The sequence below is a fragment of the Paracoccus sp. T5 genome, from assembly GCF_048538155.2.
In the GTDB taxonomy this organism is placed as follows: domain Bacteria; phylum Pseudomonadota; class Alphaproteobacteria; order Rhodobacterales; family Rhodobacteraceae; genus Paracoccus.
The window spans coordinates 3,054,807-3,081,017 of sequence record NZ_CM135809.1; the positions used below are offsets into that span (position 1 = coordinate 3,054,807).

The following is a 26,211-nucleotide window of genomic DNA, read 5'->3' on the forward strand; positions in this document are numbered from 1 at the left end:
CGCGCTTGACGCAGCGGCGCGGGCCATGAGACATGCGGCCATGATCCTGCGCCTTCTGACCCGACGTCCCCCCGTGGACGATGCCCCGGCCGTCCCGGCCCACCTGCCGTGGCGGGGGTGGCTGCTGTTCTGGCTGCGCTTCGTGCTGCTGCGGGCGGCGCTGGTGATGGCGGGGTCGGTGACGATCTATGCGGTCGTGAACCCGCCCCTGACCTGGACCATGCTGGGCGCTGCGCGCGAGCACGAGCTGGTGTCGCGGGACTGGGTGCCGCTGAAGGAGATCGCGCCGGTCATGCGCCGCTCGGTCGTGGCGGCGGAGGATGCGAATTTCTGCCTGCACTGGGGCTTCGACATGGCCGAGATCCGCAAGGTCGTGGCCTCGGGATCGGGCCGCGGGGCCTCGACCCTGACCCAGCAGACCGCCAAGAACGCCTATCTGTGGCAGACGCGCAGCTGGGGCCGCAAGGCGGTTGAAACCGCGCTGACCCCGGTGATCGAGGCGCTGTGGTCCAAGCGGCGCATCCTTGAGGTCTATCTGAACGTGGCGGAATTCGGGCCGGGTATCTTTGGCGTGGGCGCGGCGGCGCGCGAGTTCTTTGGCACCACCCCGGACCGCCTGACTCCCGTCCAGGCCGCGCGGCTGGCGGCGGTGCTGCCGTCGCCCAGAACCCGCAGCCCCGGCGCCGCGTCCCGGCGGTCGCGGGCAATCGCCGACGGGGCGGCCACGATTGCGCGGGATGGGCGCGCGGCCTGCTTCGAATAGGCCCGCGCTGTTGAAAGCCCGGGGGGCGAGGCGTATCAAGCAGGGGTTGCGACAAAAATAAAAGGGTCTCGAGCAGTCCATGAACACGAACACGCAGACCACGCGACTGTACCACACCGCGCTGTCCCCGTTTTGCCGCAAGGTGCGGCTGGTGCTGGCCGAGAAGAAGATCGAGGTCGAGCTGGTCGAGGAACGCTATTGGGAGGGGCCGCCCGACCTCAAGCGGCGCAACCCGGCCGGCAAGCTGCCGGTGCTGCGCTATCGCGGCAACATGCTGGCCGAGAGCCAGGCCATCGTCGAATACCTGGACGAAGCGGTGCCCTCACCGTCGCTGATGCCGCAGACACCCCTGGAGCGGCACGAGGTGCGCAGGCTTTGCACCTGGTTCGACGACAAGTTCCACGCCGAGGTGACGCAGCCGATCATGAACGAACGGGTGTGGAAGAAGATCACCCGCACCGGCTATCCCGACAGCCGGGTGGTCAAGGACGGGCTGCGCGCCATCAAGGAGCATATCGACTATCTGGGCACGCTGCTGGAGACGCGCCGCTGGCTGGCGGGCAACACGCTGAGCCTGGCCGACTTCACCGCCGCGGCGCATTTTTCCTGCCTGGACTACATCTCGGATGTGGACTGGGACCGGTCGGAGATGCTGCGCGACTGGTATGCGACGATCAAGTCGCGCCCGGCCTTCCGGTCGGTGCTGGCCGACCAGATGCCGGGCATCCAGCCGGCGCCGCATTATGCCGAGCTTGACTTCGGCTGAGGGCGGGGGGGCCAGTCCCCCGTCGCCTGGTGGCGATCCCCCCGGGGGGATTTGGGCCACGAAGAAGTCCGAGCTGGCCGAGGAGGCCCGCGCGGTCGGCTTTGCCGGCATGGGGGTGATGCGGCCCGAGGGCGTGCCCGAGCTGTCCGCGCGGCTGGAGGCCTTTGTTGCCGAGGGGCGGCACGGGCAGATGGGCTGGATGGCCGAGCGCATGGGCTGGCGGGGCGATCCGGCGGCCCTGTGGCCCGAGGCGCGGTCGGTGGTGATGCTGGCCGAGCTGTACACGCCCGAAGGCGATCCGCTGGAGGTGCTGGAGCGGCGCGACCATGCCGCCGTCAGCGTCTATGCGCAGGGGCGCGATTACCACGACCTGGTCAAGAAGCGGCTGAAGCGCCTGGGGCGCTGGCTGCTGGAAACCGCACCGGAGGCCGGGCACCAGATCAAGGTCTTTGTCGACACCGCGCCGGTGATGGAAAAGCCCCTGGCGCAGGCGGCGGGCCTGGGCTGGCAGGGCAAGCACACCAACCTGCTGTCGCGCGACCTGGGCAGCTGGTTCTTTCTGGGTGCGATCTTCACCACCATGCCGCTGCCCGAAGACAGCCCGCAGGTCAGCCATTGCGGGTCCTGCCGGGCCTGTCTGGACGCCTGTCCGACGGGGGCATTTCCCGCGCCCTATCAGCTGGATGCGCGGCGCTGCATCTCTTATCTGACGATCGAGCACAAGGGACCGGTGGAGCCGGAGTTGCGCGCGCTGATGGGCAACCGGATCTATGGCTGCGACGATTGCCTGGCGGTCTGTCCCTGGAACAAGTTCGCCCAGGCTGGGTCCGAGATGCGCTATCGCGGGATCATCGGGGCGCCGCCGCTGGCGGAGCTGGCGGCCTTGGACGATGCGGGGTTCCGGGCGCGGTTTTCCGGCTCGCCCATCAAGCGGATCGGTCGGGACCGCTTTGTGCGCAACGTGCTTTACGCGATCGGCAATTCGGGCGATCCAAGCCTTGCCGGCGTGGCGGCGGGGCTGCGCGGCGACCCCGACCCGACCGTTGCCGAGGCCGCAGCCTGGGCCTTGGCCCGGCTGGCCGGCTAGAGCAGGAAGTCGCTTCCCCACAGTTTCAGCGTGCCGTCGAGACGGATCAGCATGTCGGACTGACGGTCGCCGTCCAGGTCCACGAAAACATGGGTCTGGTCGCCGACATGGTCCCACCGGACCGAGCGCGCGCCGGAATGCCCGCCCCGGCCGACATAGCTGACGTTCAGCGCATCCAGGTCCAGCCGGTCCTGCCCGCGGGTGAAGTCGAGGATCAGGTCCGACGCGCCCATGCGGCTGTCCCGCCCGGACTGAAAGCGAAAGATGTCGCGGCCGGTGCCGCCCTGCATCCGGTCGGCGCCCCAGCCGCCGACCAGCAGGTCATCGCCGGGCCCGCCGTTCAGCATGTCATTGCCCCACCCGCCCCAGATGCGGTCATTGCCCGTCCCGCCCGACAGCCTGTCATTGCCCTTGCCCCCTTCCAACCGGTCGTGACCGCGCCCGCCCGACAGGGTGTCGCTGTCGGACCCGCCGGTCAGGTGGTCGTTGCCTCCCTCTCCATAGATCGCGTTTCGGCCCGACCGGCTGCTGAGCCGGTCATTGCCGGTGCCGCCATAGAGAAGGTCGTTGCCCGAGCCGCCGATGAGCACGTCGTCGCCCGCCCCGCCATAGAGACGGTCATTGCCCCGGCCGCCGCTCAGCATGTCGTTGCTGTCGTTGCCGTAAAGCCGGTCCCAGCCATCGCCCCCCGACAGCCGGTCGCGGCCCGAACCCCCGATCAGACGGTCGTTGCCGGCCTCTCCATAAAGGCGGTTGTTGCCGTGCAGCGCGATCAGCCGGTCATTGCCGTCGCCGCCGTAGAGCGTGTCATGCCCCCGCCCGCCCGACAGGTAATCGTCGCCCAGGCCGCCGAACAGCAGGTCGTTGCCGATTTCGCCGTAAAGGCTGTCGTTGCCCTCGTCTCCGTAGAGGGTGTCGTTGTCGAAGCCGCCGAACAGGAAGTCGTCGCCGCTGCCGGCGTAGAGCGTATCGCTGCCGGAGTTGCCGTAGAGGAGGTCGTTCTCCGCCCCGCCAGACAGAAGATCGTTGCCGAAACCACCATGGAGGGTGTCGTTGCCACGGTCCCCGAACAGGCGGTCGTCATCCGCGTCGCCATGAAGCAGGTCCGCCCCGGCGCCGCCGTCCAGAAGGTCGTTGCCGCTGCCGCCATAGAGCCTGTCCCTGCCGTCGCCGCCGCGAAGCTGGTCGTTGTCGGCGCCCCCGTCCAGCAGGTCGTCGCCCAGGTCCCCCCACAGCGTGTCCGCCCCGTCCTCGCCCAGCAGGGTGTCATTGCCCGCGCCGCCGCGCAGGCTGTCGCGACCCGCGCCGCCGGCCAGGTAATCCGCCCCGCCCCCCGCCAGCAGCGTGTCGTTGCCCTCGCCGCCCAGCAGGCGGTTGTTGCCGGCCAGGTCCTCCAGCCAGTCGTTGCCCCCCTCTCCCGACAGGGTGTCGTTGCCGCTGCCGCCGTCCAGCCGGTCGTTGCCCAAACCCCCATAGAGCAGGTCGTTGCCCGCACCGCCGCGCAGCGTGTCGTCACCCCCGTCGCCATAGAGCAGGTCGTTGTCGTCCTCGCCCTCCAGCAGGTCATTGCCCGCGTCGCCGAACAGCGTGTCGCGGCCCGGCCCGCCATGGAGCCGGTCGTTGCCGTCGCCGCCGCGCAGGACGTCGTTGCCCCCCTCCCCGCGCAGCGTGTCGTTGCCGCCCCCGCCCGTGACGGTGTCGTCGCCCGCGCCGGCCATGACCAGTTCGGGACGCGCGGTCCCGGTCAGGCGGTCGGCCCCCGCCCCGCCGAAGATCCAGGCCGGCTCGGTGGAGGGGGTGCTGTCGGGCGAGATCCTGATCGGGTCCACCTCGGGCAGCGAGTAATGCGCGATCGGAAACATCGCATTGCTGAAATCGCCCACATCCAGCGACCGGCCGTCACGGCTGTAGATGTCCAGGATCGTCTCGCCATAGATGATCATGACGCCGTTGCTGGTGGGGATGAAGCGCAGCTGCCAGATGCTGCGGATGTTGCCCAGCATCGACATGTCCAGCCGGTCGACGCCATGGTCATAGTCGAGGATGGTGATGCGCCCCGCCCCGCGCGATGGGAGGAAGATGTCGCCACCCTCGCCCCCCGACAGCGTGACAGGGCTGTCGCCGGCGATCAGGATGTCGTTGCCGGCCCCGCCCTCCAGCCGCGTGGTGCCGGCCCCCGCCCGCAGCATGTCATTGCCCGCGCCGCCGCGCATCGTGCCCGTGCCGGCCATGGCCGTCATGCCGATCTGGCCGGGGTCGAAGACCAGCTGCGTCACCCCCGTCTCGGTCGAAGAGCTGACAAAGAGGGTGATCACGCCGTCCTGCACCCTGGCCTCGATGTCGCTGACATCGGCCAGGGTCATGGCATCCGTGTCGGCGATGGTCAGCAGGTGCACCAGCCGGCCGTCGGGCGTCATGGTGAAGACCGTGATGCCGTCATCCGCGCCGCCGGCAAAGACGAAGGCGCGGCTGTTCACCACGGCCGTCTCCAGCGCGGTGGCGGCGCGAAAGCGTGTCGTGGCCTCGTCGATGACATGATCGACGGTCGTCAGATTGCCCGCCGCGCTCACCCGGAACACGGTCAGCGAACTGGAACCGCTGCCCGCCAGGATGACAAAGCTGGCGCCCCCGAACTGCACCGCCTCGACATCAGAGGGCAGGTCATATCCCGATCCCTGCCCCGCGAGGTGGACCGCCCCCGGTCCCAGCCAGCCGCTGTCGGTCATCAGGTGGGTCGAGATGAAGTTGCCAAGCCCCGAGATCGCCACCAGCACCCGCTGGCCGTCCACCGTCAGCTGGATGATCTTGTCCAGGCTGGCGCCGCTGGTGCCCTCGGGGACGGGCAGGATGGCCTGGCCTGCCTGGACCAGGCTGCCATCGGCCTGCAGCCGGTGACTTTGCAGCTGCAGGCTGCCGGCCTGCGCGGAATAGATGACCGGGCCCTGGGCGGTCTGGACCTGGCCCAGGGCGGTGATGCGCGTGCCCAGTCCGGGACCGAACAGGCTGTCGAAGGGGGCCAGGGCGCCGTTGTCGACGCGCAGGTCGATGCCCAGGGCGGCGGCCCCGCCTAGCTGGCCCACGTGGATCGTGCTGCGCCCGTCCAGGGTCAGATGCGTGATCTCGGGCGGACCCTGGTAGCCCTGGCTGTCAAGATAGGCCCTTGTCCGCAGCGCGGTCATCGGCGTGTCGGCATCCCCCAGGGCATAGCTGCTGACGCCGCCGCCGATATGGGTCGCCGCGACCAGCACCGCCCGCCCCCCGGCCTCGACAACCTCGAGATCGGTGATCTTGGACAGCCAGCGTTGTTGCGTGACACCAAAGGTGGTCACGTGGCGATACACGATCATGGGGTTTCTGATTGGGCAGCCGCGGAGGGCGGGTGACAGGGGGCAAGTCTGAAGATGGTCTTAACGGCGCCCGCTGACCAGCCACTGCTTGAGCCGCATTTTAGGCAAAGGCGCCGCGTCCGGGCGCCCGCACGTCACCCCAGATGCGGGGGAAAGGCCAGCGGTCCATAGAGGATCAGGCCCGGCTGGCTGGCCGGCCCCTCGCGCATCATCCGGGCCAGGCCGTCGACGGTCGTCTGCACCAGCCGCTGTGTCGGGTGCCCCACCGCCTCGGCGAAAAGGGCCGGGGTGGTGCCGGGCAGGCCATGGGCCACCAGCCCCTCGGCCAGCTTGGGAAAGCTGCGCTGGCCCATGAAGACGACGGTGGTCACCGACGGGTCGGCCAGTGCCGCCCAATTGATGTCCTGCGGCAGCTGCCCGGTCACGTCGGCGCCGGTGACGAACTGCACGCGCCGGGCCGTCAGGCGCCGGGTCAGGGGCATGCCCATGGCCGCCGCCGCCGCGCTGGCGGAGCTGACGCCGGGCACGATCTCGAAGGGGATGGCGGCGCGGGTCAGGGCCACCAGTTCTTCCTCCAGGCGGCCGAAGATGCCGGCATCGCCCGATTTCAGGCGCACGACGCGGCGCCCGGCGCGGGCATGGCTGACCAGCAGCTCGTTCACGACCTCCTGCCGGGCCGAGGGGCGGCCGGCGCGCTTGCCCACGGCGATCAGCTCGGCCTCGGGCGCGGCATGGTCCAGGACGGGCCCCGAGGCCAGGTCGTCGAACAGCACCACATCCGCCTCGGCCAGGCGGCGGGCCGCCTTCAGCGTCAGCAGGTCAGGGTCGCCCGGGCCGGCCGAGACCAGCGAGACGAAACCAGGGCGGAGGGCAGGATCTGACACGGCGGCGGCGGGCCTTCGGAGCGGGCGGGGCTTCAGCTATACCACCCGCACGGGGTGTGACAATGCCGCGCATCCCGTTGCAGCCTGCCGACGTGGTGAAACTTTCGGGGGCGCTGCCGCGTGTCGTCCCCTGCGCAATGAGGAGAATGCGATGACGGTCATCTGCTGGTTCAGGCGGGTCTTGCGGCTGGACGACCATCCGGCGCTGGTGGCGGCGGCGGAACAGGGGGCGGTGATCCCGCTGGTGATCCTGGACCCGACCGAGGCGCGCGACCATCCCGCCTCGGCGCAGCGGCAAGCCATGTCCCTGCCGTCGGTGGAGGCCTCCCTGCGCCGGCAGGGCAGCCGGCTGATCGTCCGCCGGGGCCATCCGGTCGAGGTGCTGGAGGAGATCACCCGCCAGACCGGCGCGACAACGGTCCACGCGACCGAGGGCTTTCCCTTTGCCCGCGATGACGGGCTGGCCGAGGCGGCGGAGCGCGGGGGGGCGCGGCTGCACCTGCATCCGCTGGCCGATCTGGTGCCGCGCGGATCGGTGCTGACCGGGGCGGGCGGCGTCTACAAGGTGTTCTCGCCCTTCTGGAAGGCGCTGCGCAAGTCCCCGATCGCGCCGCCGCTGGCAGTGCCGCGGCTGACCGCCCCCGATGCCTGGCCCGACAGCGACGGCACCGACTGGCCCGAGGCGCGAGCGGAGATGGACCGGGGCTGGGACGTGCTGGCCCGCCACATCCGCGCGGGAGAGGACGAGGCCCATGCCCGGCTGGAGGCCTTCCTGGAAGGCTCGCTGCCCGACTACAAGGAACATCGCGACCAGCCCGCGCGCGACCGCGCCACCTCCAGCCTGTCGGATGCGCTGGCGGTCGGAGAGATCAGCGCCCGCCGCATCTGGGCCCGCTGCCAGCCCGCCTTCCAGTCGGGCGAACGCGGCGTCGATCATTTCCTGTCCGAGCTGTGCTGGCGCGAATTCGCGCGCGAGCTGCTGCATGACAGCCCTGACATGCCCGCCAGCTGCTGGCGGCCGGAATGGAACCGCTTTCCCTGGAAGCCCGACAATGAGGCGGCCGAGGACTGGCGGCGCGGCCAGACCGGCGTCAGGATCGTGGATGCCGGCATGCGCGAGATGTATGCCACCGGCCAGATGCACAACCGCGTGCGGATGATCACGGCCAGCTATCTGACCAAGCACCTGCTGACCGACTGGAAGCTGGGGCTGGACTGGTTCGCGCGCTGCCTGACGGATTGGGACGCGGCGTCGAACGCGATGAACTGGCAGTGGGTGGCGGGCTGCGGGCCGGATGCCTCGCCCTATTTCCGCATCTTCAACCCCGACACCCAGGCCGAGAAGTTCGACCCCAAGGCGCGCTATCAGGACCACTGGATGCGTCCCGATGCGCCCGGCGCCCATGACTTCGCGGCCGCCGCGCCGCGGTCCTGGAACATCGACCTGAGCCGCAGGGCCCTGCCCGCCCTCTCTCTGGCCGAAGGCCGGGCGCGGGCGCTGACGGCCTATGAACAGCTGAAATCCTGAAAGGACCGCCATGCAAGCGACCGTTCCCGACCTTTTCCGCACCCTCAGGGCCGCCTGCCCCGCCCTCAGGCGGGCGGCCTGATGCGCGCCCTGATCCTTGGCGCCTCGGGAGGGATCGGCGCGGCACTGGCGGCGCGGCTGGCGGATCAGGGGGCCCGGGTCACCGGCCTTTCGCGCAGCGGCGACGGGCTGGACCTGACGCGGGCCGACAGCGTGGCGGATCATGCCGCGCGCCTGCAGGGCCAGGATTTCGACCTGATCCTGAACACGACGGGGGCGCTGGTCATCGACGGACGGCAGCCGGAAAAGACGCTGGATGCCGTCGATCCGGACGCCATGGCGGCGCAATTCGCGCTGAACGCCACGGGCGTGGCGCTGGCGATCCGCGCCTTTGCGCCATTGCTGGCACGGGACCGCCGCGCGGTGATGGGCTCGCTGTCGGCGCGCGTGGGGTCGATCGGGGACAACCAGTTGGGCGGATGGATCGGCTATCGCGCGGCCAAGGCGGCGCAGAACCAGATCATCCGCACCGCCGCCATCGAATACCGCCGCAGGAACCGCTACGCGATCCTGGTCGCGCTGCATCCCGGCACGGTCCAGACGCCCCTGACGGCGAAATATGCCGCCCGCCATCCGACCATCACGCCGGACCGCAGCGCCGCGGCGCTGCTGGAGGTGGTCGCCCGCCTGCGCCCCGAGGATACGGGCAGCTTCTGGGACTGGAAGGGCCAGCCCGTGCCCTGGTAGGTCCAAGGCCCTTTGGCAGGCCTCAGGCCGACAGATAGGGCGCGACCGTTCCCATGATCTGGCGGCCGCCGGGCTTGATGAAGGAGCCCCAGGTGCCCAGCAGCTGCCCGTCGGGGCCCAGCAGCACCTTGTTGAAGTTCCACTGCGGGACAAAGCCCGTCTGCTGGCGCACCCAAGCATAGAAGGGATGCACCTCGCCCCTGGCGACCGGCAGGATGTCGGTCATCGGCAGGGTGATGCCATATTCCAGCTGGCAGTATTCGCTGACCTCCTTGCCGGTGGCCAGTTCCTGGCGGAAGTCGTTCGAGGGGACCGCCAGGACAACCAGGCCGCGCCCTTCATGCGTCTCGTGCAGGGCCTGCATGTCGCGCAGCTGGCCCGAAAAGCCGCAGAGCGAGGCGGTGTTGACCACCAGCACGGGCCGCCCGCGCCAGTCGGCGGTGTCGTATTCGCCGCCGTCGATCGAGGGAAAGGTGAAGCTGGGTGCAGGGCCCTGTGCCCGGGCCGGGGCCAGGCCCAAGGCCGAGATCGCGGTGGCCAGCGACAGGAAAACGCGACGTTTCATCGTGCAACCTCCGGAATGAGTTCGAACTATGCTAGACGCTGCGGCGGCTTGTCCAGATGCGACCCGCCAGCGCGGCCGCGCCCAAGCCCGCCAGGATCACCACGATCCAGTTGCCCGCGCCCAGATTGGCCGCGATGACGCCCAGCAGCGCCCAGATGACCGCCGCCGGATATCCCCATTCCCGGGGCCTGAGGCCCTGCACCGTCAAGGCGATGGCGCAGACCGCCAGCAGGCAGAGGATCGCCGCCACCTGCGCCGTCAGCCAGCCATGTCCCCCCAGCCAGATGCCCACCGACACGCCCGAGGCCGCCGTCAGCCAGCCCGCATAAAGCCCCACCGGCCGCGCCTGCAGCCACGAATCATCCCGCCCGCAGCGCAGCAGCGCCATCAGGGCCGTGGCCAGCATCGCCAGGATCATCAGCGTGGCCAGCCCCGGCATCCGGTTGGCGACGGGGATCCAGAAAAAGCCGATGGCCAGGCTGGCCAGCAGCCAGGGCCGCATCGGCCGCCAGTCCGGCGCCTCGGGCCGTTTCCACAGCCCGTATCCTGCCCCCAGGATCAGCCAGGCATAGATCACCCCCCAGATGGAAAAGGCCCAACCCGCCGGCTGGACGGGCGGGTCCTGCTGGGGGATCGGGAACTGGTCGGGCTCGTATCCCGCAAAGCCCGGAAAGATCACCGGCGAGGCCGCAAAGGCCACAGCGGCCAGCAGGACCAGGAGGGCAAGGCTGCGGTTGGACATGGGTCATTCCTTTTCGGCTTTGCCGCGTGATGGGCCGCTGCCGAAGGTGGAGGCCCGGGGTGGCCGCGTCCAGCCCCCTTTGGGGTCGCTCAGCGGGCGGCTGTTCACCCGGCGGCTTTCGCCCAGGCTGCGCCGTCAGCGGTCGGCCGGATGGTTGCTGCGCTACAGGCCATGCGGGCGTCCGAGCAGGGCCGGCAGACGCCGGGGCGCGGTCCGGCGCGGCGCGGTCGTGGCGCCGATCCTGCGGTTCAGGACGTCAAGCACCCGCAGCGCCAGCATCTGCAGCCCATGTCCTGAAATGTCGCGGCTCAGCAGGTCCGCGTTCAGCACGGCCAGCGCCGACAGGGCCTTTCGGTCGGGCGTGTCGCACCAGCCCGTGCGACAGGCGTCGCGCAGGCCGATGTCGCCCCGGAGGGCCAGCGCGGGAACCATGCACCAGTCCCGGACGACCAGCCGGGCATCGGGACCGGGCGCGTGCCCGCCAAAGCCGTGGACGACGCCTTCGGGCGTTGTGACGATCAGCGTGCCGCGGCGGATGCGCGAGGCCATTTCCAGAAACCGTCGGGACAGTCGGTCGTGCAGCAGCATCATGGCGGCCCCTCTAGCTGTTGTTGATGATCCGCGACGATGCGCGGGCCCGGAGGGGCCGGCGCACCGGGGGGGTCGGCAAGGCTGCCAAGGGAAAGGTCGGTCACCGTCTGTCTCCTGCTGTTTGGCCTAGACACGCGCGCCGAGCGGAGAAGTTGCCGCCCTTGCGCCACTGGCATTGTCATTTGGAGGTAACGGACAAAGCCCGCCGGATGTGAGGCCCGGCCGGTTGCCATGCGGCCGCAGACGCGGCATGGAAGGGCACGCGGGGGCCTGCGCGACAATGCGCCGCGCCGGAGGGGCAGGAATGAAGCTCAAGGAATTCGCCAAGCTGGTGGGGATGTCGCCCACCACCGTCAGCCGCGCGCTGAACGGCCATCCCGAGGTGAACGAACAGACCCGCGCCCGCCTGGTCGCCGCCGCCCTGCAGCACGGCTACAGTCCCAATGCCCATGCCCGGTCGCTGGCCACCGGCCATGCCAGCGTGATCGGCTGCGTGATCCCGATGACCGGCCGGAACGAGATCGTGAACCCGATCTATGCCGATTTCCTGGCCGGCGTGGGCGAGGAATGCGCGCGCCGCCGCTTTGACCTGAACCTCAGCTTTGTGGCGGATGACGACCAGGCGCAGGCCTATCGCGCGCTGAAATCCAAGGGGCTGGTCGGCGGCGTGATCGTCCAGTTTCCGGGCCATGACGACCCCCGCCCCGCCATGCTGCAGCAGATGGGCCTGCCCTTCGTGGTGCATGGCCGGGTGTCGGGCCACCAGGCGCCCTATTCCTGGGTCGACGTGAACAACCAGCGCGCCTTCGAACGCGCGACCGCCTTCCTGCTGCAACTGGGCCACCGCCGGATCGCGCTGCTGAACGGGGACGAGCGGCTGGACTTTGCCCATCGCCGGCGCGAGGGCTATCTGCGGGCGCTGCGCGATGCGGGGGTCGAGGCCGATCCGGGCCTGATGGTAGCGGGCGAGATGACGACGGCCTATGGCTATGCCCATGCCCGGCGGCTGCTGGAGGGGACGATGCCGCCGACCGCGGTCCTGTGCGCGGCGACGATGATCGCCGCCGGCGTCCAGCAGGCCGCCGAGGAGCGGAAGATGGTGCTGGGCACGGACCTGTCGGTGCTGTGTTTCGACGACGACCTGTCCTATTACGCCAACCGCGAGGCGGTGCCGGTCTTCACCGGCATGCGTTCCCCCGTACGGGTGGCGGGACAGCGCTGCGCGGCGCTGCTGATCGACCGCATCGAAGGGGGCGAAGCCCCGCCGGTGCAGGAGCTGCTGGAGGCCGAGCTGGTCGTCGGCCGGTCGACCGCGCCGCCGCGGCGCTAGGTCTTGGTGCGCAGCACCGCGCGGGCGGCCGCGCGCAGCTCGACCTCGTGCCCAAAGCCCAGGATCTGCCCCTCGGCCGCCAGGTCCGTGATGCGCGGATCGGGTGCCAGCATCGGCACCAGCCGGTCGCGGTCGTCCAGATACCGCAGCGCCTGCGCCAGCACCGTCACCTGCGCGGCATCGCGGCAAGGAAAGCCCTGGGCCGCGCGCAGCTCGGGCGCGATCATCGACGGATAGACCTCGGCCAGCACCACCTGCGCCTGGTCCCAGGGCTGGAAGGGCCAGACGGCGCGGCCCGGACGCTGGCGTAGCCGGTTAAGCCAGGGGATGCCGGTCAGGCTCTGCGCGCCGACGCAGCCCGCCCCCGCCAGCTGAAAGGGCGATTTCGGGCGGGCACCGCCCGGTGGTGCGGTTTCGGTCACCCGATGCGCGGGCAGGTCGGGCTGGGGCGGCGGGCGCAGGCGCGGCAGGTCGGGGATCTGCGCCTTGCGCCCGTTGCCCCAAAAGACGGGATGCCCCAGCTGGCGGTTCATCGCGGCGGCCAGGTCGCGATAGTTGCTGCGGTTGCGGTCGTCGTCCTGGTGCAGCGCGGCCAGGTGATCCCACAGCGCCAGCGCATCGGGCCGCCCGGTGATCACCGCCGCCAGTCCGGCCGGGTGGCCAAAGGCGAAATCCGCCCCCACCAGCACGCGCAGCCCCTGTTTTCCCGCGCGCGACAGGACGCATCCCAGCTGCTTCCAGGCCCGCCTGCGGGTGTCGGGATTGCTGGCCGCGTCCCGGTCCGAGCCCAGCCAGATCGAATCGGCCCCGCGCCTGGGGCTGCCCGCCGCCGACCAGTCGAGGATCAGGATCAGGTCAAAGCGCGGCAATCATCGCCTCGGCCCGCGCCAGGTCGTCCGGGGTGTTGATGTTGGTGAAGGGGTCGAAGGGCCGGTCGTCCCAGACCGCGATCCCCGGCTGGTGCCGCGCGGCAAAGCTGCGGACGCGACCCTCGCCGCGCGCCAACGTGGCGGCAAGGTCGTCGCGCAACCCGACGGGCCAGAGGCCAAAGGTCGGATGGTCGCGCGGATCGCCCGTCCTGCCGCTGGCCGCCAAGGCCAACCCGGTGGGTCCGCGCGCCGCCAGCAGCCGGGGCGCCAAGTCGTCCGGGAAGAACGGCGTGTCGCCCGCGACCGTCAGCACATGCGGCGCGCCCAGCTCCGCCGCCCAATCCAGTGCCGCCAGAATGCCGGCCAGCGGGCCGGGGTGATCGGGCAGGCTGTCGGCGCGGATGGGCAGGCCAAAGCCCCCATAGCGGGCCGCATCCCCATTCACGTTCAGCGCGACCGGTCCGGCCTGGGGCGCCAGCCGCGCCAGGATGATCGACAGGATGGGGCGGCCGCCCAGCATCAGCAGGGGCTTGTCGGCGCCCCCCATCCGGGTGGCGCGACCTCCGGCCAGGATCATCGCGGGTAATGTCATGGCCCGATTGTGGCGCGGCGGCGCAGCCGTCGCAAGGGGCGCCTCGGCCGCGCCCTGCAGCAGCGGGGGCAGCAGGACGCTATTCTTGACATCTTTAGTCAGATTCCGTAGGCGGCGCAGGACACCTGCCCCGCCAGCGCCTTTCGCGTGCAGAGGAACAGGCCATGCGCAAACAACTGACGGTCTTTGCCGTGCTTCTTGGAACGACACCACTTGCTGCCCCCGTACGGGGCAAGGACAGCGGGGCCTCCTATCTGCATATGGAGGCGCCGGGCCTCGCAGCCGGGGACCCCGATGAGGCATGATCCCCTGCCCCCCTTCCAGACCGAGGCCGCAGCCCCCGAACTGGGCTTTCCCCGGCTGGCGGCGCTGGTGGCCGACCTGGCGCAGCGGCGCGGGCTGGAAATGCACAACGGCCACGGCCGCTCTGCCTGGTGCAAGCTGGAGGGCGGAGAGTTCGGCGCGCGGATGGGTCCCTTGGGCAGCATCCTCTATGTCCGCGCCGAAAACCGCGCCCGGCTGGACGTGCTCCGCCACGGCTGGACGGCGGACCTGGCGGCGGCCTTTCCGGGACTTGCGCCCGACTGGTCGCGGCTGGACCGGGAAGGGGCGCCGCCGCCGAACTTCAGCCTGGCGCGACTGGCCCGCGTGACCCGGCTGACAGCCGATTTCCTGCGCCTGCGGATCGAGGCTCCGGACCTGGACCGCTTTTCCCGGCAGCTGATCCATTTCCGGCTGGTCCTGCAGCCCGATGCGCGGCGGGCGCCGGTCTGGCCGGTGATCGGCGCGCGGGGCCAGACGGTCTGGCCGCAGGGCCCGGATGCGCTGCACCGCCCGGTCTATACCGTCCGCGCCATCGATGCGGCCGCCGGCTGGATGGAGGCCGACGTCTTTCTGCATCCGGGCGGCCGGGTCGCCGCCTTCGCCTGCCAGGCAACTCAAGGCGCGGCGATCGGCCTGACCGGTCCCGGGGGCGGCGGCATCCCCCGCACCGCGCGCCTGCTGATCGGCGGGGACGAAACCGCCTATCCCGCCCTAGCGCGCATCATCGCAGCACAGGACCCGCAGGCCCGGATCGAATGCCATCTGTTCGGGCGAACCGCCGATTATCCGCTGCCCGCGCATCCGGGCCTTGACCTGCAGCACGCGCCGCAGGGCGAGGCCGCGCTGGCCGCCCGGCTGTCGGCCCAGGGGACAGAGGCGCAGGCCCTGTGGTTTGCCACCGAACGATCCGCCCTGGCGCCGCTGAAGGCCGCGCTGGATGCCGGTGCCGCGCCCGGCGCGCCCGACCCCCATCTTGCGGTCTACTGGACCGCCACGCGCAAGGAACCCGACCATGACTGAACTTGGCAACATGCTGGCGGCCCTGCCGCTGTTCGCAATGATCCGCGACGGCGGCTGGACGATGTGGCTGATCGCGGCCCTGTCGGTCATCACCTTGGCGGTGGTGCTGTGGAAGGTCGGATCGCTGTGGCGGCTGGGGGTCTGGGGCGGGCGCCATTCACGCCGGGCGGTCGAGTTGTGGACCCAGGGCCGCCGCCACGAGGCGATCCAGCAGGTCCGCGGCCGCCCCTCGGCCCGGGCGCGGGTGGCGCAGGCCGCCATCGGCACCTCGCTGGACCCGCGCTTTGACGACCAGGCCGCGCGCGAGGAAACGGCGCGGGTCGCGCGGCAGGTCCTTTACCGCTCGCGCGAGGGGCTGCGCTCGCTGGAGCTGATCGCGACGATCGCACCGCTCTTGGGCCTTCTGGGCACGGTCCTGGGGATGATCGCCGCCTTCCAGGTGCTGCAGAGCTCGGGCAACCAGGCGGATCCGTCGGACCTGGCCGGGGGGATCTGGGTGGCGCTGCTGACCACCGCCGCGGGCATGGCGGTGGCCATTCCCGCCGGCGTGGCGCTGTCTTGGTTCGAGAGCATCGCCGACCGCCTGCAGGCCGATCTGGAGGATCTGGCGACCCGCGTCTTTGTCACGTCCGGCGACCGTCCCACCGCCCGCGCCCGACTGGTCGAGGCCGCGGAATGAGCAGCGGCGCCCGCGGCCAGGGCGGCTTCGACCTGGGGCCGCCGCGCCATCCCCGGCGGATGTCGCTGACGCCGATGATCGACGTGGTCTTTCTGCTGCTGATCTTCTTCATGCTGGCCTCGCGCTTCGGGACCGATGCGGTCCTGCCCATCGCAGGCGGCGCCGAGGGGGCCGGCAGCGAATGGCAAGGCGCGCCGCGCCTGGTCGACGTGACCCCGGACACGGTCCTGCTGAACGGCCAGCCCGCGTCCGAGGGGCAGCTGGCCGTCCAGGTGGCGCAGCTTCTGCCCGACGCCGGCGCCGCCGTGATCCTGCGCCCGCGCGAGGGCGCGCCGCTGCAGCGGCTTGTCACCGTCATGGACCTGCTGCGCGACGGCGGCGTCACCAACCTCATCCTGATCGAATAGGCCCATGCGCATCGACATGCCCCCCCGCAAGCCCCGCGGCGAATCGATCATCCCGATGATCAATGTCGTCTTCCTGCTGCTGATCTTTTTCCTGCTGACGGCGCAGATCGCGCCCTCGACGCCCTTTCCGCTGACGCCGCCCGACAGCCGCTCGGACATTCCCGCCGCGGCGCGCGATGTGCTTTATGTCTCGGCCGAGGGCGAGCTGGCCTGGAACGACGCGCGGGGCGCGGCGGTCTGGGACCGCATCGCTGCCCGGGAGGGCACAGGCCCGGTCGAGATCCGCGCCGACGCCGCCACCCCGGCCGCGGGGCTGGCGGGTCATCTGAAACGCCTGCGCCAGATCACCGACGCAGGCGCGCAGCTTGTCGTCAGCGGGGGCTGATCCGATGATGACGCGACGCACGCTGGAAACCGCCGGCTTCTTCACCATCGCGGCTGCGCTGCATGTCTCGGCGGCGGCGGTCCTGCTGCCCGACCAGGTTCAAAGGGGCGCGGTGGCCGAGGCCCCTCCCGCCGCCTTGGCCGCGGGCGGCGAGGAGATCCGAGCGATGGTCTCGGACTGGGAAACCCCGCCCGAGGTCGAGGAGATGGCCGACCTGGCCGAACCCGAGCCGATGCCCGAGCCGCAGCCGCAGCCGCAGCCCGACAATCTGACACAGGTCGCGCCGATCCCGCAGCCGCAGATGATTGCGCCCGAATCGGACCTTGCCCGCCCCAACCTGCCCGAACCCCCGCCGCCGCCGCGGATCGCGCCCGCGCAGCTGGACCTGCCCGACCTGCAGGAATTCGCCCCGCCGCAGATCGAGACCGAACCCGCGCTGACGCTGGAGGCCTCGGCCCGCCCCGACCCCCGCCCCAAGCGGCGCGCGCCAGAGGCGCAGGCGCGCAAGCCCGAGCCGCAGCGTCAGGCGGCTCCCGCCGCCGCCCCGCCCGCGCAGGCGGCTGGACAGGGGGGCCAGGCCAGCCGTCCGGGCGGTGGCAGCGGCGGGGCCAGCGCCGCCACCCGCGCCAGCGCCCTTGCGCAGTGGAGCGCGCAGATCCAGACCTGCCTTGCCCGGCAGCTGTCGCGCGTGTCGGGCGGTCGCGGCGGGCGGGTCGCGGTGAACATCTCGGTCGGGCGCGACGGGCGGGTGCAGGGGGCGGTGCTGGCGGGCGGCACGGGGGATGCGCGGGTCGATGCGCAGGTGCTGCGGGGCATCCAGCGCGTGCGCAGCTGTCCGGCCGCCCCGGCGGCGCTGACCGATCCCAGCTATACGTTCCAGCAGCCCTTCACGATCCGCTAGCGGCCCCTGTCTGCCGTCAGACGTGGTGCAGGACCAGCGGCCGGCCCTGGTGCCGGCCGATCCGGATGGGTGTCTCATAGATCCGCGACAAAAGATCCTCGGTCAGGACCGCGTCGGGCGGACCTTCGGCCACCACGCGCCCGTCCTTCATGGCGATCACGTGGTCGGCCCAGGCTGCGGCATAGTTGATCTCGTGGACGACCATCGCCACGCTGCGCCCTCCCTGGTCGACCAAACCGCGCAGCCGGGACATCAGGGACCGGGAATGGGCCATGTCCAGGTTGTTCAGCGGCTCGTCCAGCAGCAGCCAGTCGGTGTCCTGCGCCCAGGCCATCGCGATATTCGCGCGCTGCGCCTGGCCGCCCGACACCTCGTCCAGAAAGCGGTCGGCCAGGTCCGTCAGCGAAAACGCCTTGAGCGCCAGCCAGACCAGCGCCCGGTCCTGCGGGCCGGGGCGGCCCTTGTGATGGGGCCAGCGGCCAAAACCCACCAGTTCCGAGAGGCGCAAGCGGCTGGCGATGGTGGTCTGCTGGCCCAGGATCGCCATGACCTGCGCCAGCCTGTCGGTGGGCGTGGTGGTCACGTCATGGCCGGCCACGGTGATGCGGCCCTGCTGCAGCGGCTCCAGCCGCCCGATCAGGCGCAGCAGCGTCGATTTCCCCGCGCCGTTCGGGCCGATCAGCGCGGTCAGGCGGCCCTTGGGCAGGGTGGTGGTGATGTCGTGCAGGATCGGCGTCCCGCCGATCGCATGGCCGACCCCGTGGATCTGGATCATCGGATGCGCCCCTTCAGCAGCAGGTACAAGAAGAACAGGCCGCCCGCGAATTCGACGACGACCGACAGGGTGGCGGCCTGGCCCAGCTGGCGTTCGAACAGCCACTGCCCCCCAACCAGCAGGATCGCCGCCAGCAGCCCCGCCGCCGGCAGCAGCGCGGCATGGGAGGCGGTGCGCATCAGCCCATGCGCCAGCCCCGCCACGATCAGGCCGAAGAAGGCCACCGGCCCCACCAGCGCCGTCGAGACTGAAACCAGCACCGCCACCAGCGCCAGCACCCCCACCACCACCGCCCGATGGCGCAGCCCGAGCGACACGGCCGCATCGCGCCCCAATGCCAGCACGTCCAGTTGCGCCGACAGGCGCAGCGCCGCCGCCACCGCCACCGCCGCCATCACCGCCGCGATCGGCAGCAGCGTCACGTCGACCCGGTTGAAGCTGGCAAAGCTGACCGCCTGCACGACCGAAAACTCATTCGGGTCCAACACCCGACCCAGAAAGCCCGACAGGGACCGGAACAGCACGCCCAGGATCACGCCGGTCAGGATCATCCTGGGCACGTCGCGCCCCCCGCGCAGCAGCAGCGTCCCGAACAGCAGCGCGGCCAGTGCGCTCATCACGCCGATCTCGGCCAGGAACCTGGTCCCCGCGGGAAGGCCCACATAGCCCGCCCCGCCCAAGGTGATGACCAGCAGCGTCTGCAGCAGCACGTAGAGCGCGTCAAAACCCATGATCGACGGCGTCAGTACCCGGTTCGCGGCCACCGTCTGGAACAGGATCGTCGCCACCCCGATCGAAACCGCGACGATCACCAGCGCGGCCAGCTTGCCGGCCCGCAGTCCGATGATGAAGCCGCGGTTGCCCCCGCCCAGACCCTGCCACATCCACAGCGCCGACAGCCCGGCAAGGATCGCCGCCAGCCCGGCCAGCATCAAAACTGCGCGCCTATCCATGGGCGGGCCGCCGATGCAGCAGCCACAGGAACAGCCCGGCGCCGACGATCCCCAGGATCAGGCCGGCCGGCAGCTCGTAGGGGCGGATGACCAGCCGCCCGACCAGGTCGCAGGCGAGGACCAAGACCGCCCCCGCCAGCGCCACCACCGGCAGCGAGGCGCGCAGGTTGTCGCCCATGATCCGCGCCACCAGGTTCGGCACGACCAGCCCGACAAAGGGGATCATGCCCACCGTGGTCACGACCATCGCGGTCACCACCGACACCACCGCCATCCCCAGCCGCATCACCGCCGCGGTGGAGAGGCCCAGCCCCGTCGCCACCTGATCGCCCAGGCCCAGGATCGCGAAACGGTCGGCAGACAGCCACGCCAGCCCCGCCGCCCCCGCCGCGATCCACAACAGCTCGTATCGCCCCGAGATGACGCCCGAGAATTCGCCGCTGAACAGCCAGGTGCCCACGTATTGCATCAGGTCGCTCTGCCAGCCGATGAAGGTCACGACCGAGCCCAGCACGCCCGACAGGACCAGGCCTGCTATGGGAACCAGCATCACCTCGCGCACGGGCAGGCGGCGGATCACGGCCAGGAACAGCGCGGTGGTGGCCATGGCCGACAGGCTGGCCGCGATCATGCGCAGCCACAGCGGGCTTTCCGGCCAGAGGATGGTGACCGCCAGCAGGCCCAGCGCCGCGCCCTCGGCCGTGCCCGAGGTGTCGGGGCCGACAAAGCGGTTGCGGACCAGCGCCTGGATCAGCACGCCCGCCACCGACAGCGCCGCCCCGGTCAGTGCGACCGCCATCGTGCGCGGGACCCGCGATTCCAGCAGCACCAACAGCGCCTGCGGATCATGAAAGATGCCGCGCAGGTCGACCTGCGCGGCGCCGACGGTCAGGCTGGCCAGCATCAGCGCGACAAGCGCCAATGACAGGGCGGGCAAGGGGCGCATCAGCTGGCAGGGGCGTCGGACAGCGCCTTGGTCAGCTGGTCCAGCAGCGTCGTCATCGCGCCGTAGCCGCCGGCCGAGATATAGGCGGCCGCCGGGTCCAGATAGATCACCTGGCCCTTTTGCCAGGCTGTCGTGCCCTCGACCAGGCGGGAACGCAGCGTGGCCTCGGCGCCCTGCCCGTCCTCGCCGATGGCCGCGCCGCGATCGACGACCAGCAGCCAGTCGGGATTGGCCTCGGCGATGAATTCATGGCTGATGCCCTGGCCATGGGTGGCCTGGTCCAGCCCCTCGACCGCCTCGGCCAGGCCAGCGGCCCCGAAGATCCAGCCAAAGCGCGAATCCTTGCCATAGGCCGACATCTTGGGCCCGTTGGTCAGCACGATCAGCGCGGTTCCCTGCCCTTCGGCCGCCGCGCGCAGCGCCGCCAGCCTGGCCTCCAGGTCGGCCGTCAGGGCCTCGGCCTCTGCCTTCTTGCCGAACAGCGTGCCATAGGCCTCGATCCGGGCGGGGGCATCCGTCAGCAGGTCGGTGCCGAGCGTCATGTCGATGGCCGGCGCGACCTGAGCGACCGCCTGCAGCTGCGGGGCGGAACGACCGCCCACGATCACCAGGTCGGGCCCCAGATTGGCCAGCGCCTCCAGGTCGGGTTCGAACAGCGTGCCGACAGGGGGCACATCGGCCACCGCATCGCGCAGCGCCGGCACCATGACATTGTCGATCGTGCCCGCCGGCATCACCCCAAGCGCCGTCAGTGTGTCCAGCGCTGCCATGTCATAGACCGCCACCGTTTGCGGGGGGGACTGCAGCGCGACGGGCCCCTGGGCAGTGGCGATCGTGACCTCCTCTGCCCCGGCAGGGGACCAGAGAGCAGCGGCCAGCAGGCCGGACAGCGCGATGCGGCGCATGGCAAAATCCTTTCCTCGTGACGACCGGGATCGTGGGACCTGCCCCGGCATGGGGCGGGGCATAGCGCGGGGCAAGGCGGAGGTAAAGAATGGCCATGTATTTTTGTCGGAATTTGGTTCGGATTTCTTGACAAGATCACTATGCCATTTTAGCCGAAGGGCAACCCGCCCCAAGAAGGAACAATTTCATGCAGATGACCGCCGATTTCCCGACCACACGCGGCGCTGCGCTGCTGGCCACCCTGTCCAAGCACTTTGCCAACAAGATCGAGGTGACGACCGCGGATGACCGCGCGGCGCTGCATTTCGAGATGGGCGTGGCGCGGATCGCCGTCGCGCCGCAGGGCCTGTACCTGGTGCTGGAGGCCTCTGACCCCGCGGCGATGGAGCCGCTGCGCGACGTCGTCGAACGCCACCTGCTGCGCTTTGCCCATCGCGAGGATCCCGCCCCCCTGGAATGGTCGCAGCCCGCCCAAGCCTAGAGCCGGTTCAGCACCACCCCCGGCATCTCCGCGGCATCCAGAAGGCGCGGCCGGGCGTCATGGGGGCACCAGTCCAGCAGCCAGTCGCCCAGCAGCCCGCGCTTGTTCTTGACCAGGGTCCACCGCTGCGTGGCCATGCCGCGCTGCGGGGCGGGGACCGGCGCACAATGCCAGCGGCTTTCGGTGGCGTTCGATCCCGCCCCTTCTCGGATCAGCATCAGCCCGGTCGTGCCGCCCGCCTCGGCCGCCAGCTGCAGGCGGCGCCCGGCGGTCAGGGACAGGGGCCGTTCCGGCTCGGCCAGGACGAAGCCGGTGGGGGCGGCGCGCAGGGTTTCCTCGGCCGACCACAGAAGGTCGGTTTCCGACCGGGTGCGGACCAGGTGCAGCCGGCCCGGCAGGCCCTTGGGCAAGCCGCGTGGATAAGGCATCCAGCGGCTGCGCAGGGGCCGGATCCAGAAGACAGGCCCCCCGTGGCGGGCCGCCTGAAAGATCGCGAAGACATGGCGGCCCTGGCCCTGGACCTCGTGGATGCGGGCCGGGATCAGCCGGAACGGGTCGGTGTCGTCGGGGTCCATCGCGCCTCCTTTCACCATGAACAATACAGGAACATGGCTTTGGCGCAAACCGGATGCCGCGCGTCGGGGCTTTTCATTTCCCGGCCAGTCGCGTTGGGTGCGGCCGAAGGAGGCGCGATGGTGCTTTATCTGGGAATCGACGGGGGCGGCACCGGCTGCCGGGCGGCCATCGCAGATGGGGCGGGCCGCCTGCTGGGGCAGGGCGAGGGCGGGCCCGCCAACATCAATTCGGACCCTGCGGGGGCCGAGGCCAGCATAATGGGCGCCGCGACCGCCGCCATGCGGCAGGCCGGCGCGCATCCGGCCAACCTGGTCGCGGTGCTGGGTTTGGCGGGGGGCGGCATGGCCATGGCCGCGGCGGCATTGCAGGCCCGCCTGCCCTTTGCCCGCAGCAGGGTCGTCAACGATGCCGTCACCGCCGCACGCGGCGCCCTGGGGCCGGGCGACGGCATCCTGGTCGCCATGGGCACCGGATCGGTCCTGGCGGTCCAGCGCGACGGGGTGCTGCGCCAATATGGCGGGCGCGGCTTTCTGATGGGGGACGAGGGCAGCGGCGCCGTCCTGGGCCGCAGCCTTCTGGCGCTGGCCATGCGCGCGGGCGACGGCTTTGCCCCCGACAGCCCGCTGCTGGCCCGGATCCGCGACGACTTCGGCGGGTTCGAGGGGATCATCGCCTTTGGCACCCGCGCCAGCCCGGCCCAGTTCGCCGCCCTGGCCCCGCGCCTGATCCAGTCCGACGACCCCGCCGCGACCGGGATTTTGGACGCGGCGGTCGGCCAGATATCCGAGGCCGTGGGCGTTCTTCAGGCCGGCCAGCGCCTGCCGGTGGTGTGCCTGGGCGGCCTTGGCCCCTTCTACGCCGCCCGCCTGGCCCGCGACTGGTCCATTCAGGCAGCACAGGGCAGCGCCGTGGACGGTGCCTTGGCTCTGGCGCGCGAAGGGGCCGCGCGATGACCCGGCAGGTCCTGGCGGCGGATCAGGTCTTTGACGGCCAGACCCTGCACCGCGACCGCGCGCTGCTGGTCGAGGATGGCCGCATCGCGGGCCTGATCCCGCGCCCCGCCGATCTGCCCCCCCTGCCCGGCATCATCGCGCCGGGCTTTGTCGATCTGCAGGTGAATGGCGGCGGCGGGCTGATGGTGGGCGCCGGAACCGACGCGGCCGCGCTGACCCGCATCTGCGCCGCACATCGCGGCCTGGGTTGCGCGGGCGTCCTGCCCACCCTGATCACCGACCGGCCGCAGGTGACGGCACAGGTCCTGACCGCCGGGGCCCAGGCCGCGCGTGACCTCATCCCCGGCTTTCTGGGCCTGCACCTGGAAGGCCCGCATCTGGACCCGCGCCGGGCCGGCGCGCATGACCCGGCCCTGATCCGGCCGATGACCGCGGATGACCTGGCGCAGCTGGTCGATGCCGCCGCCCGCCTGCCCGCGCTGATGGTCACGCTGGCACCGGGCGCCGCGACGCCCGACCAGATCGCCGCCCTGTCCCGCGCCGGTGTCATCGTCAGCCTGGGGCACAGCGACTGCATCCTGCCGCAGGCGCAGGACGCCATTGCCGCCGGGGCGCGCTGCGCCACGCATCTCTTCAACGCCATGAGCCAGATGGGCCACCGCCAGCCGGGCCTGGTGGGCGCGGTGCTGGCGGGCACGATCCATGCCGGGCTGATCGCCGATGGCATCCATGTCGACCCGGCCGCCCTGACCGTGGCGCTTCGGGCGCGGCCCAGGGGCCTGTTCCTGGTCAGCGACTGCATGGCGGTGGCGGGCAGCGACCTGGAGGCGTTTGATCTGCAGGGCAGGCGCATCCTGCGCCGCGACGGGCGCCTGACCCTGCCCGACGGCACCCTGGCCGGGGCGGACCTGCGGCTGGACCGGGCGATGCGGACGGTGGTCGCGGCCGGGGCGGAACCGGCCCGCGCCCTGGCCATGGCGACCAGCATCCCCGCCGACCTGCTGGGGGCGCCCACGGGCCGGCTGCTGCCGGGGCGCGCGGCCGATCTGGTGCATCTGGACGCGGACCTGACCCTGCGGGGCATCTGGGACGGGACCGGCTGGCAGGCGCCGCACTGAAGCGCCCTGCCGCGTCCGAAACCCGCGCAAACGCACTGGTCCTTGCCCCGCGCAGCCCCTACATCTGGGATATGCAGAAGATATCCCTCCCCCCGCGGCCCAATCTGGCCGAAAAGGCCGCCGAAGTCGGCTTTACCTTCGCCCATATGCACGGTGAGCCCTATTGGGACGAGACATCGGCCTATCGCTTCACGCTGGAGCAGATCGAGACCGCTATCGAGGACCCGGCCACCGACCTGCATGCCATGACCCGCGAGGCCGTGGACGAGATCGTCGCCAGCGAGGCGCTGATGGGCAAGCTGGGCATTCCGCCCGCCCATTTCGACCTGATCGCCGACAGCTGGTCCCGCAACGAGCCCGAGATCTATGGCCGGATGGACCTGGCCTATGACGGCAAGGGGCCGGCCAAGCTGCTGGAATACAACGCCGATACGCCAACCTCGCTCTATGAAAGCGCCGCCTTCCAGTGGCAGTGGCTGGAGGACCAGCTGGAGGCGGGCGTGCTGCCGCAGGGCGCCGACCAGTTCAACGGCATCCACGAGGCGCTGGTCGAGCGTTTCCGCGAACTGTTTCCGGAAAACACCGACATCCATTTCACCGCCGTCGCCGACAACCCCGAGGATTACGCCACCGTCGAATCGATGGCCTGGGCCGCGCGCGAGGCCGGAATGGGTGCGCATTACAGCGACCTGGACAAGCTGGCCGTCAGCAAGGACGGGCAATTCCTGGACGCCGAGGACCGGGTGATCGGCACGCTGTTCAAGCTGTACCCCTGGGAAGATCTTCTGGCGGACGATTTCGCCCGCCATATCGCCAAGTCGGGCTGCATGTTCCTGGAGCCCGCATGGAAGGCCGTCGTGTCGAACAAGGGGCTGCTGCCGGTGCTGTGGCGGATGTTCCCGGGCCATCCGAACCTTCTGCCGGCCTTCTTTGCCGATGACGTGGCCGATGCGCTGGTCGGCGGGGGCCGTGCCGTGCCCGAAGTCGCGGCGGCCTTCGACCGTGTGGCCGGTCAGTTCCGCATCGCCCATGTGGTCAAGCCGATCTTCTCGCGCGAGGGGGCCTCGGTCGCCATCGTCGAGGGCGGCGAGGTGACCGAAACCTCGCCCAACACAGAATACGACCATCATCCCCGCATCGTGCAGGCCTATCACGCGCTGCCAGAATTCGACGGCTTCCGGCCCGTGGTCGGCGCCTGGATCGTGGGCCGGTCCTGCGCGGGGATCGGCCTGCGCGAGGATCGCGGCCGCATCACCCAGGACCTGTCGCGCTTCAAGCCGCATTTCATCGCGGAGTGATCCGTGCCAAGGAGGAGAGCATGAGAAAACGTTCCAGAACCGTCGCGCTGACGATCCTCGGCGCCGCCGCCTTCACCGTCGCCGGCTGCCGCGAGGAACAGGTCGAGGCGCAGGCCTTTCCCGATCTGGCCAGCTGCCAGGCCGCCGCGACCGAAGGCGGGCTGTTCACCCCGGCCGAATGCGACCAGGCCTTTGCCGAGGCCGAGCAGCTGCATGTCGAAGCCGCGCCCCGCTATGACAGCCTGGCCGTCTGCGAGGAGCAGCACGGCGAGGGGAATTGCGGCTCCGAGGAGCAGCAGGTCAGCAATGGCGGCTCGGGCGGCATCTTCATGCCGCTGCTGGCGGGCTACCTGATCGGCAACATGCTGGGCCGCGCCGGCGGAGGCATGGCCGCCTCGCAGCCGATGTACCGCAATGCCCAGGGCGGCTTCACCAATGCCACCGGCACCACCAATTTCGGCAGCAATGCCGGGCGCGCCCAGATGGCCAGCCAGAACTTTGCCCGCCCCGCCGCCACCGCCGGCCGCGCACCGATGACGCGGGCCACCGCGACCTCTCGCGGGGGGTTCGGCGGCAGCCGCAGCGGATTTGGCGGCTGAAGCTGCGTCGCCCCCGACGGGGCAGCAACATCTTCGGGAACCTTTTGCCCAATCCGGACATTACGGGATTGCGCCGGCC

29 protein-coding genes are annotated in these 26,211 nt (G+C 70.8%); 17 read left to right on the plus strand and 12 right to left on the minus strand.

Annotated elements, in window-relative coordinates:
• The first annotated feature begins 40 nt into the window (after positions 1-40).
• The 3 genes from mtgA to queG all read left to right on the plus strand — a co-directional run bounded on the left by mtgA (position 41) and on the right by queG (position 2,616).
• Entirely contained in the window at positions 41-763 is a 723-nt protein-coding gene (mtgA, locus tag ACNR9W_RS15100) for a monofunctional biosynthetic peptidoglycan transglycosylase (RefSeq protein ID WP_419268384.1), read from the plus strand.
• A 79-nt stretch (positions 764-842) separates the two neighbouring features.
• Positions 843-1,529, plus strand: coding sequence for an FtsZ-binding protein FzlA (gene fzlA / locus ACNR9W_RS15105; RefSeq protein WP_419268385.1), 687 nt, complete (start codon positions 843-845; stop codon positions 1,527-1,529).
• Positions 1,530-1,638: 109 nt separating this feature from the next.
• Positions 1,639-2,616, plus strand: a complete 978-nt coding sequence (queG, locus tag ACNR9W_RS15110; protein WP_458478744.1) for a tRNA epoxyqueuosine(34) reductase QueG — start codon at positions 1,639-1,641, stop codon at positions 2,614-2,616.
• Here queG and ACNR9W_RS15115 read toward each other — a convergent pair.
• Both ACNR9W_RS15115 and cobA read right to left on the minus strand, forming a co-directional pair.
• Positions 2,613-5,963, minus strand: coding sequence for a calcium-binding protein (locus ACNR9W_RS15115; RefSeq protein WP_419268386.1), 3,351 nt, complete (start codon positions 5,961-5,963; stop codon positions 2,613-2,615). The two genes, queG and ACNR9W_RS15115, sit on opposite strands and share 4 nt — an antisense overlap.
• A 134-nt stretch (positions 5,964-6,097) precedes the next feature.
• Entirely contained in the window at positions 6,098-6,847 is a 750-nt protein-coding gene (gene cobA, locus ACNR9W_RS15120) for a uroporphyrinogen-III C-methyltransferase (protein WP_419268387.1), read from the minus strand.
• A 151-nt stretch (positions 6,848-6,998) separates the two neighbouring features.
• Between cobA and ACNR9W_RS15125 the strand changes: the two genes are divergently transcribed.
• Both ACNR9W_RS15125 and ACNR9W_RS15130 read left to right on the plus strand, forming a co-directional pair.
• Positions 6,999-8,375, plus strand: a complete 1,377-nt coding sequence (locus tag ACNR9W_RS15125; RefSeq protein ID WP_419268388.1) for a cryptochrome/photolyase family protein — start codon at positions 6,999-7,001, stop codon at positions 8,373-8,375.
• Between the two features lie 81 nt (positions 8,376-8,456).
• The gene (locus tag ACNR9W_RS15130) at positions 8,457-9,122 is read left to right on the plus strand and encodes an SDR family NAD(P)-dependent oxidoreductase (protein WP_419268389.1); all 666 of its coding nucleotides are present in this window, start codon (positions 8,457-8,459) and stop codon (positions 9,120-9,122) included.
• Positions 9,123-9,144: 22 nt separating this feature from the next.
• Here the strand turns inward: ACNR9W_RS15130 and ACNR9W_RS15135 are convergent, their stop codons facing one another.
• From ACNR9W_RS15135 to ACNR9W_RS15145, 3 genes are all read right to left on the minus strand, one after another.
• Positions 9,145-9,687 carry a glutathione peroxidase gene (locus ACNR9W_RS15135; RefSeq protein WP_419268390.1) on the minus strand — a complete coding sequence of 181 codons (543 nt, stop codon included), beginning with the start codon at positions 9,685-9,687 and terminating at the stop codon, positions 9,145-9,147.
• A 31-nt stretch (positions 9,688-9,718) separates the two neighbouring features.
• Positions 9,719-10,429, minus strand: a complete 711-nt coding sequence (locus ACNR9W_RS15140; protein ID WP_419268391.1) for a TspO/MBR family protein — start codon at positions 10,427-10,429, stop codon at positions 9,719-9,721.
• 162 nt (positions 10,430-10,591) lie between these two features.
• Positions 10,592-11,020: a hypothetical protein gene (locus ACNR9W_RS15145; RefSeq protein WP_419268392.1), complete on the minus strand. Its 429-nt coding sequence runs from the start codon at positions 11,018-11,020 to the stop codon at positions 10,592-10,594.
• Between the two features lie 304 nt (positions 11,021-11,324).
• Between ACNR9W_RS15145 and ACNR9W_RS15150 the strand changes: the two genes are divergently transcribed.
• Positions 11,325-12,350: a LacI family DNA-binding transcriptional regulator gene (locus tag ACNR9W_RS15150; protein WP_419268393.1), complete on the plus strand. Its 1,026-nt coding sequence runs from the start codon at positions 11,325-11,327 to the stop codon at positions 12,348-12,350.
• Here ACNR9W_RS15150 and ACNR9W_RS15155 read toward each other — a convergent pair.
• Together ACNR9W_RS15155 and mobA are read right to left on the minus strand one after the other, a co-directional pair.
• Positions 12,347-13,219, minus strand: coding sequence for a hypothetical protein (locus ACNR9W_RS15155; protein WP_419268394.1), 873 nt, complete (start codon positions 13,217-13,219; stop codon positions 12,347-12,349). The genes ACNR9W_RS15150 and ACNR9W_RS15155 overlap by 4 nt on opposite strands.
• Positions 13,206-13,811, minus strand: a complete 606-nt coding sequence (gene mobA, locus ACNR9W_RS15160; RefSeq protein WP_419268395.1) for a molybdenum cofactor guanylyltransferase MobA — start codon at positions 13,809-13,811, stop codon at positions 13,206-13,208. The genes ACNR9W_RS15155 and mobA overlap by 14 nt, the downstream gene beginning before the upstream one ends.
• Before the next feature lie 164 nt (positions 13,812-13,975).
• Here mobA and ACNR9W_RS15165 point away from each other — a divergent pair, with 164 nt between their 5' ends.
• The 6 genes from ACNR9W_RS15165 to ACNR9W_RS15190 are packed head-to-tail and all read left to right on the plus strand — an operon-like array spanning position 13,976 to position 17,527.
• The gene (locus tag ACNR9W_RS15165) at positions 13,976-14,116 is read left to right on the plus strand and encodes a hypothetical protein (RefSeq protein ID WP_419268396.1); all 141 of its coding nucleotides are present in this window, start codon (positions 13,976-13,978) and stop codon (positions 14,114-14,116) included.
• Positions 14,106-15,155 carry a siderophore-interacting protein gene (locus tag ACNR9W_RS15170; RefSeq protein ID WP_419268397.1) on the plus strand — a complete coding sequence of 350 codons (1,050 nt, stop codon included), beginning with the start codon at positions 14,106-14,108 and terminating at the stop codon, positions 15,153-15,155. Before ACNR9W_RS15165 ends, ACNR9W_RS15170 begins: the two co-directional genes overlap by 11 nt.
• Positions 15,148-15,834 (plus strand): MotA/TolQ/ExbB proton channel family protein, encoded by a 687-nt coding sequence (locus ACNR9W_RS15175; RefSeq protein WP_419268398.1) that lies wholly within the window; start codon positions 15,148-15,150, stop codon positions 15,832-15,834. The genes ACNR9W_RS15170 and ACNR9W_RS15175 overlap by 8 nt, the downstream gene beginning before the upstream one ends.
• Entirely contained in the window at positions 15,831-16,241 is a 411-nt protein-coding gene (locus ACNR9W_RS15180) for an ExbD/TolR family protein (protein WP_419268399.1), read from the plus strand. Before ACNR9W_RS15175 ends, ACNR9W_RS15180 begins: the two co-directional genes overlap by 4 nt.
• A 16-nt stretch (positions 16,242-16,257) precedes the next feature.
• On the plus strand, positions 16,258-16,626 hold the full coding sequence (locus ACNR9W_RS15185; protein ID WP_458478530.1) for a biopolymer transporter ExbD: 369 nt from the start codon (positions 16,258-16,260) through the stop codon (positions 16,624-16,626).
• A 4-nt stretch (positions 16,627-16,630) separates the two neighbouring features.
• Positions 16,631-17,527, plus strand: a complete 897-nt coding sequence (locus ACNR9W_RS15190) for an energy transducer TonB family protein (RefSeq protein ID WP_419268401.1) — start codon at positions 16,631-16,633, stop codon at positions 17,525-17,527.
• A gap of 16 nt (positions 17,528-17,543) precedes the next feature.
• On the opposite strand, the gene ACNR9W_RS15195 is transcribed toward ACNR9W_RS15190, so the two are convergent.
• Genes ACNR9W_RS15195 through ACNR9W_RS15210 form a run of 4 tightly spaced genes read right to left on the minus strand, consistent with a single transcriptional unit; the run spans position 17,544 to position 21,106 of the window.
• Positions 17,544-18,302 (minus strand): iron ABC transporter ATP-binding protein, encoded by a 759-nt coding sequence (locus ACNR9W_RS15195; protein ID WP_419268402.1) that lies wholly within the window; start codon positions 18,300-18,302, stop codon positions 17,544-17,546.
• The gene (locus ACNR9W_RS15200; RefSeq protein WP_419268403.1) at positions 18,299-19,255 is read right to left on the minus strand and encodes an iron chelate uptake ABC transporter family permease subunit; all 957 of its coding nucleotides are present in this window, start codon (positions 19,253-19,255) and stop codon (positions 18,299-18,301) included. Before ACNR9W_RS15200 ends, ACNR9W_RS15195 begins: the two co-directional genes overlap by 4 nt.
• Positions 19,248-20,201 (minus strand): ABC transporter permease, encoded by a 954-nt coding sequence (locus ACNR9W_RS15205; RefSeq protein ID WP_419268404.1) that lies wholly within the window; start codon positions 20,199-20,201, stop codon positions 19,248-19,250. Before ACNR9W_RS15205 ends, ACNR9W_RS15200 begins: the two co-directional genes overlap by 8 nt.
• A complete protein-coding gene (locus tag ACNR9W_RS15210) occupies positions 20,201-21,106 on the minus strand; it encodes a siderophore ABC transporter substrate-binding protein (RefSeq protein WP_419268405.1) in 906 nt (301 codons plus the stop codon). The genes ACNR9W_RS15205 and ACNR9W_RS15210 overlap by 1 nt, the downstream gene beginning before the upstream one ends.
• 188 nt (positions 21,107-21,294) lie before the next feature.
• On the opposite strand from ACNR9W_RS15210, the gene ACNR9W_RS15215 reads away from it, so the two are divergent.
• Entirely contained in the window at positions 21,295-21,588 is a 294-nt protein-coding gene (locus ACNR9W_RS15215) for a DUF2218 domain-containing protein (protein ID WP_419268406.1), read from the plus strand.
• Here the strand turns inward: ACNR9W_RS15215 and ACNR9W_RS15220 are convergent.
• Positions 21,585-22,163 (minus strand): ImuA family protein, encoded by a 579-nt coding sequence (locus ACNR9W_RS15220; protein ID WP_419268408.1) that lies wholly within the window; start codon positions 22,161-22,163, stop codon positions 21,585-21,587. The genes ACNR9W_RS15215 and ACNR9W_RS15220 overlap by 4 nt on opposite strands.
• 117 nt (positions 22,164-22,280) lie before the next feature.
• On the opposite strand from ACNR9W_RS15220, the gene ACNR9W_RS15225 reads away from it, so the two are divergent.
• The 4 genes from ACNR9W_RS15225 to ACNR9W_RS15240 all read left to right on the plus strand — a co-directional run bounded on the left by ACNR9W_RS15225 (position 22,281) and on the right by ACNR9W_RS15240 (position 26,132).
• Positions 22,281-23,117: a glucosamine kinase nucleotide-binding domain-containing protein gene (locus ACNR9W_RS15225; RefSeq protein WP_419268409.1), complete on the plus strand. Its 837-nt coding sequence runs from the start codon at positions 22,281-22,283 to the stop codon at positions 23,115-23,117.
• A complete protein-coding gene (locus ACNR9W_RS15230; protein WP_419268410.1) occupies positions 23,114-24,235 on the plus strand; it encodes an N-acetylglucosamine-6-phosphate deacetylase in 1,122 nt (373 codons plus the stop codon). Before ACNR9W_RS15225 ends, ACNR9W_RS15230 begins: the two co-directional genes overlap by 4 nt.
• Before the next feature lie 71 nt (positions 24,236-24,306).
• Entirely contained in the window at positions 24,307-25,533 is a 1,227-nt protein-coding gene (locus tag ACNR9W_RS15235; protein WP_419268411.1) for a glutathionylspermidine synthase family protein, read from the plus strand.
• A gap of 20 nt (positions 25,534-25,553) precedes the next feature.
• Complete coding sequence (locus ACNR9W_RS15240; RefSeq protein ID WP_419268412.1) at positions 25,554-26,132, plus strand: DUF1190 domain-containing protein; 579 nt, start codon at positions 25,554-25,556, stop codon at positions 26,130-26,132.
• Positions 26,133-26,211 lie beyond the last annotated feature (79 nt).